General features: G+C 64.2%; 4 protein-coding genes. 3 read left to right on the top strand and 1 reads right to left on the bottom strand.

Annotation, left to right across the window (positions count from 1 at the left end; genetic code table 11):
• Together EOA79_RS30195 and xylB are read left to right on the top strand one after the other, a co-directional pair.
• A partial coding sequence (locus tag EOA79_RS30195; RefSeq protein WP_164894013.1) for a tetratricopeptide repeat protein occupies nucleotides 1-930 on the top strand: 930 nt, incomplete at its 5' end.
• Between the two features lie 82 nt (nucleotides 931-1,012).
• Nucleotides 1,013-2,467, top strand: a complete 1,455-nt coding sequence (gene xylB, locus EOA79_RS30190; protein ID WP_095824383.1) for a xylulokinase — start codon at nucleotides 1,013-1,015, stop codon at nucleotides 2,465-2,467.
• 197 nt (nucleotides 2,468-2,664) lie between these two features.
• Here the strand turns inward: xylB and EOA79_RS30180 are convergent, their stop codons facing one another.
• The gene (locus EOA79_RS30180; protein WP_095824430.1) at nucleotides 2,665-3,027 is read right to left on the bottom strand and encodes a nuclear transport factor 2 family protein; all 363 of its coding nucleotides are present in this window, start codon (nucleotides 3,025-3,027) and stop codon (nucleotides 2,665-2,667) included.
• Between the two features lie 111 nt (nucleotides 3,028-3,138).
• Between EOA79_RS30180 and xylA the strand changes: the two genes are divergently transcribed.
• A partial coding sequence (gene xylA / locus EOA79_RS30175) for a xylose isomerase (protein ID WP_128293571.1) occupies nucleotides 3,139-4,134 on the top strand: 996 nt, incomplete at its 3' end.

Raw genomic sequence — 4,134 nt, 5'->3', positions numbered from 1 at the left:
TTCTTCATCGGCAATGCGCGCATGCTGCGCGACCGCATCGGTCGGGCGTTGCCGGCTTGGGAGAAGGACATGCCGGGCTACCATGCCGTTCTCGGCATGCAGGCTTTCGGGCTGGAGGAAATGGGCGACTATGCGCGCGCCGAAGCCTTCGGCCGGCAGGCCATCGAGATCGAGCCGCGCGACGGCTGGGCGCAGCACGCGGTCGCGCATGTCATGGAAATGCAAAGCCGGCAAAGGGAGGGCATCGCCTGGATGCGCGCCAATCCGGAGGCGTGGACGAAGGACAGCTTCCTCAAGATCCATAATTGGTGGCATCTGGCGCTGTTCCACTACGATCTCGGCGAGACAAACGAGGTGCTCCAGCTCTATGACGGGCCGATCTACGGCGACCGCTCGACGCTGGCGCTCAACATGGTCGACGCCTCGGCGATCCTGTGGCGACTTTATCTCCACGGCGTCGATGTCGGCGACCGCTGGGCGGCGCTTGCGGCGAACTGGGCGCCAAAGGCGGCCGCCGGCAATTACGCCTTCAACGATGCGCATGCGATGATGGCCTTTGTCGGCGCCGGGCGGCACGCGCCGGCCCAGACCCTGCTCGAAGCGCAGCGCGAAGCAATGCGCGGCGATGACGATAACGCCGCATTCACGCGCGACGTCGGCCACCCTCTAACCTTGGCGATCAAAGCATTCGGCGAGGGCAACTACGGAGAAGTGGTGCGCCTGATCCGGCCAATCCGCTGGATCGCGCACCGCTTCGGCGGCAGCCATGCACAACGCGACGTGATCGACCTGATGCTGATCGAGGCGGCGCTGCGTGCCGGTGACAGCGCGCTGGCACGGGCGTTGACCGCCGAGCGTCAGCTGGCGCGGCCGGACAGCCCGCTGTCGGCGCTGTTCTCGCGCCGCGCGGCCGATTTGTCAGAGAATTGACCGGAGGCGGATCTTGGCTTAAGAACTGGCCAAGCCAGATTTTTTCGAGACCCGAAAAAATTAATGGCATCGGGAGGAAATCATGTATCTCGGCATCGACCTGGGCACCTCGGGCGTCAAGGCGCTCCTGATCGATGATCGCCAGACGGTCGTCGGGTCCGGCCACGGCTCGCTGGACGTCTCGCGGCCGCATGCCGGCTGGTCCGAACAGAATCCGGCGCACTGGATCGAAGCCTGCCAGACAGCGATTGCCGAGCTCAAGACTTCCCATCCCAAGGAGCTTGCAGCGGTCAAGGGTATCGGCCTCTCCGGCCAGATGCATGGCGCGACCCTGCTCGACGCCTCGGACAAGGTGCTGCGTCCCTGCATCCTTTGGAACGACACCCGCAGCCATGTCGAGGCAGCGGCGCTCGACGCCGACCCGCGTTTCCGCAAGCTCACCGGCAACATCGTCTTCCCGGGCTTCACGGCGCCGAAGCTGGTGTGGGTGAAGGACAACGAGCCCAGTGTTTTTGCCGCTGTCGCAAAGGTGCTCCTGCCCAAGGACTATCTGCGGCTCTGGCTGACCGGCGAGCATATTTCGGAGATGTCGGATTCGGCGGGCACATCCTGGCTCGACGTCGGCAAGCGGCAGTGGTCCTCCGAACTGCTCGCCGCGACAACGCTCGACGAGAAGCATATGCCGTCGCTGGTCGAAGGCACGGCGAAGGCCGGCGGCTTGCGCGGCGAGCTTGCCTCGAAATGGGGTATTGCTTCAGGCATTCCGGTCGCCGGCGGCGCCGGCGACAATGCGGCCTCGGCCTGCGGCATGGGCACCGTGGGCGCCGGCCACGCCTTCGTGTCGCTCGGCACGTCGGGGGTGCTGTTTGCCGCCAACGCCTCCTATCTGCCCAATCCGGAAAGCGCGGTGCACACCTTCTGCCACGCGCTGCCCAACACCTGGCACCAGATGGGGGTCATCCTGTCGGCCACCGATTCGCTCAACTGGCTGTCGGAGATCACCGGCAAAGGCGCCGGCGACCTGACCGGCGAGCTCGGCGACAAGCTCAAGGCGCCGACAGGCATCGCTTTCCTGCCTTATCTCTCCGGCGAGCGCACGCCGCATAATGATGCGGCCATTCGTGGTTCCTTCACCGGCCTCGCGCATCAATCGAGCCGCGCCGTGCTGACCCAGGCCGTGCTCGAAGGCGTGGCGTTTGCCTTCCGCGACAGCCTCGAGGCGCTGAAAACGGCGGGCACGACCCTGACCAGGGTGACGGCGATCGGCGGCGGCTCGCGCTCGCGCTACTGGCTGAAGGCGATCGCCACCGCGTTGCAGCTGCCGGTCGACATCCCGGCCGACGGCGATTTCGGCGCCGCCTTCGGCGCGGCGCGTCTCGGGCTGATCGCCGCGACCGGCGCCGATCCGCTTGCCGTTTGCACCGCGCCGGCGACCGATGCGACGATCGAACCGGATGCCGCGCTTGGTGGGGCGTATGCAGATGCTTATCAACGCTATCGTGCGCTCTATCCGGCGATCAGGGCGGTAACCGCGTGAGTATGCGCGAGGCACCCCCCTCTGCCCTGCCGGGCATCTCCCCCTCAAGGGGGGAGATTGGCAGCTTGGGCGCCTCGCTCCCTTTTGCAGCGTTGGAGATTGGCGAAATCCTAGATGAAAGCCGATCTCCCCGCTTGCGGGGGAGATGGCCGGCAGGCCACAGGGGGGTGCCTCGCGCCTCCCTTACCCGGTTAGCCTCACTGCGCCGGCACCTTGTCGAGGAAGCCGGTGACGCTCTTCAGGCGGCCGTTCTCGATGACGCAAATATCGGTGCCTTCGATGACGGATTCTGCGCCTTCAGGGCCCAGATTCCACGAGAAGCGGATGCGGTCGGCAAAACCATCCGGCTCACCCTTCAGCGAGAAGCGGAAGCCGGCGAATTGCTGCTGCACGCCGTCGATCAGCGCGGCGAGGCCGTCGTGGCCGTCGCCTTGCATGATCGGGTCGCGATAGCTGACGTCGCTGGTGAAGGCGGCCTCGAGCAGGGTCTTGCGGCGCGCCGCATCGCTCTCGTTCCAGGCGGTGATGTAGTTGCGGGCGATCGTGTTGAGGTCGGTCATGGTCTTCATCCTTCATTGGATCGTTTCGACATGACCCTTTTGGACCCACGGAAGCGCCAAACCAATTACGCCTGAGGTAATCGGCGAAAGCAGTTGGAGAGGAAGGAAACCATGAGCAGCGGATTTTTCGGCAATATCAAGACCATCAAGTATGAAGGGCCGGATTCGACCAATCCACTGGCCTACCGATATTACAACCCGGACGAAGTGGTGGGTGGCAAGCGGCTGGAGGACCATCTGCGCTTTGCCGTCGCGTATTGGCATTCCTTCGCCTGGCAGGGCGGCGACCCGTTCGGCGGCCAAACCTTCGACCGCCCCTGGTTCGCCAGGCCCGGCGACATCGACACGATGGAACTGGCGAAACTGAAGGCCGACGTCGCCTTCGAGCTGTTCTCGCTGCTCGGCGTCCCCTATTTCTGCTTCCACGACGCCGACGTTCGCCCGGAAGGCAAGGGCTTCTCCGAAAGCGCGGCGCGCCTCGACGAGATCGCCGATTATTTTTCGGCCAAAATGAACCAGACCGGCGTCAAGCTGCTCTGGGGCACGGCGAATCTTTTCTCGCATCGGCGCTTCATGGCGGGCGCCGCCACCAATCCCGATCCGGACGTGTTCGCCTATGCGGCGGCGACGGTGAAGAAATGCATCGACGTGACCAAGAAGCTGAAGGGCGAGAACTATGTGCTGTGGGGCGGGCGCGAAGGCTATGAGACGCTGCTCAACACCGACCTCGCGCGAGAGCAAGAGCAGGCCGGCCGCTTCCTCAACCTCGTCGTGGATTACAAGCACAAAATAGGTTTCGAGGGCACGATCCTGATCGAGCCGAAACCGCAGGAGCCGACCAAGTACCAGTACGACTACGATGTCGCCACCGTCTACGGCTTCCTGAAGCGGTTCGGGCTGGAGAAGGAGGTGAAGGTCAACATCGAGCAGGGCCATGCGATCCTTGCCGGCCACTCCTTCGAGCATGAGCTGGCCTTGGCCAACGCGCTCGGCATTTTCGGTTCGATCGACATGAACCGAAACGACTATCAGTCCGGCTGGGACACCGACCAGTTCCCCAACAATGTGCCGGAGATGGCTTTGGCCTATTACCAGATCCTGCAGGGT

The organism is Mesorhizobium sp. M1A.F.Ca.IN.020.03.2.1 (assembly GCF_004023205.1).
Taxonomy (GTDB): Bacteria; Pseudomonadota; Alphaproteobacteria; order Rhizobiales; family Rhizobiaceae; genus Mesorhizobium.
This window is presented reverse-complemented; position numbering and strand designations above follow the sequence as displayed.

Coding starts and splice junctions, on each gene's coding strand:
- xylB (WP_095824383.1), top strand. CDS start 1,013: ATGTATCTCGGCATCGACCTGGGCACCTCGGGCGTCAAGGCGCTCCTG.
- EOA79_RS30180 (WP_095824430.1), bottom strand. CDS start 3,027: ATGACCGACCTCAACACGATCGCCCGCAACTACATCACCGCCTGGAAC.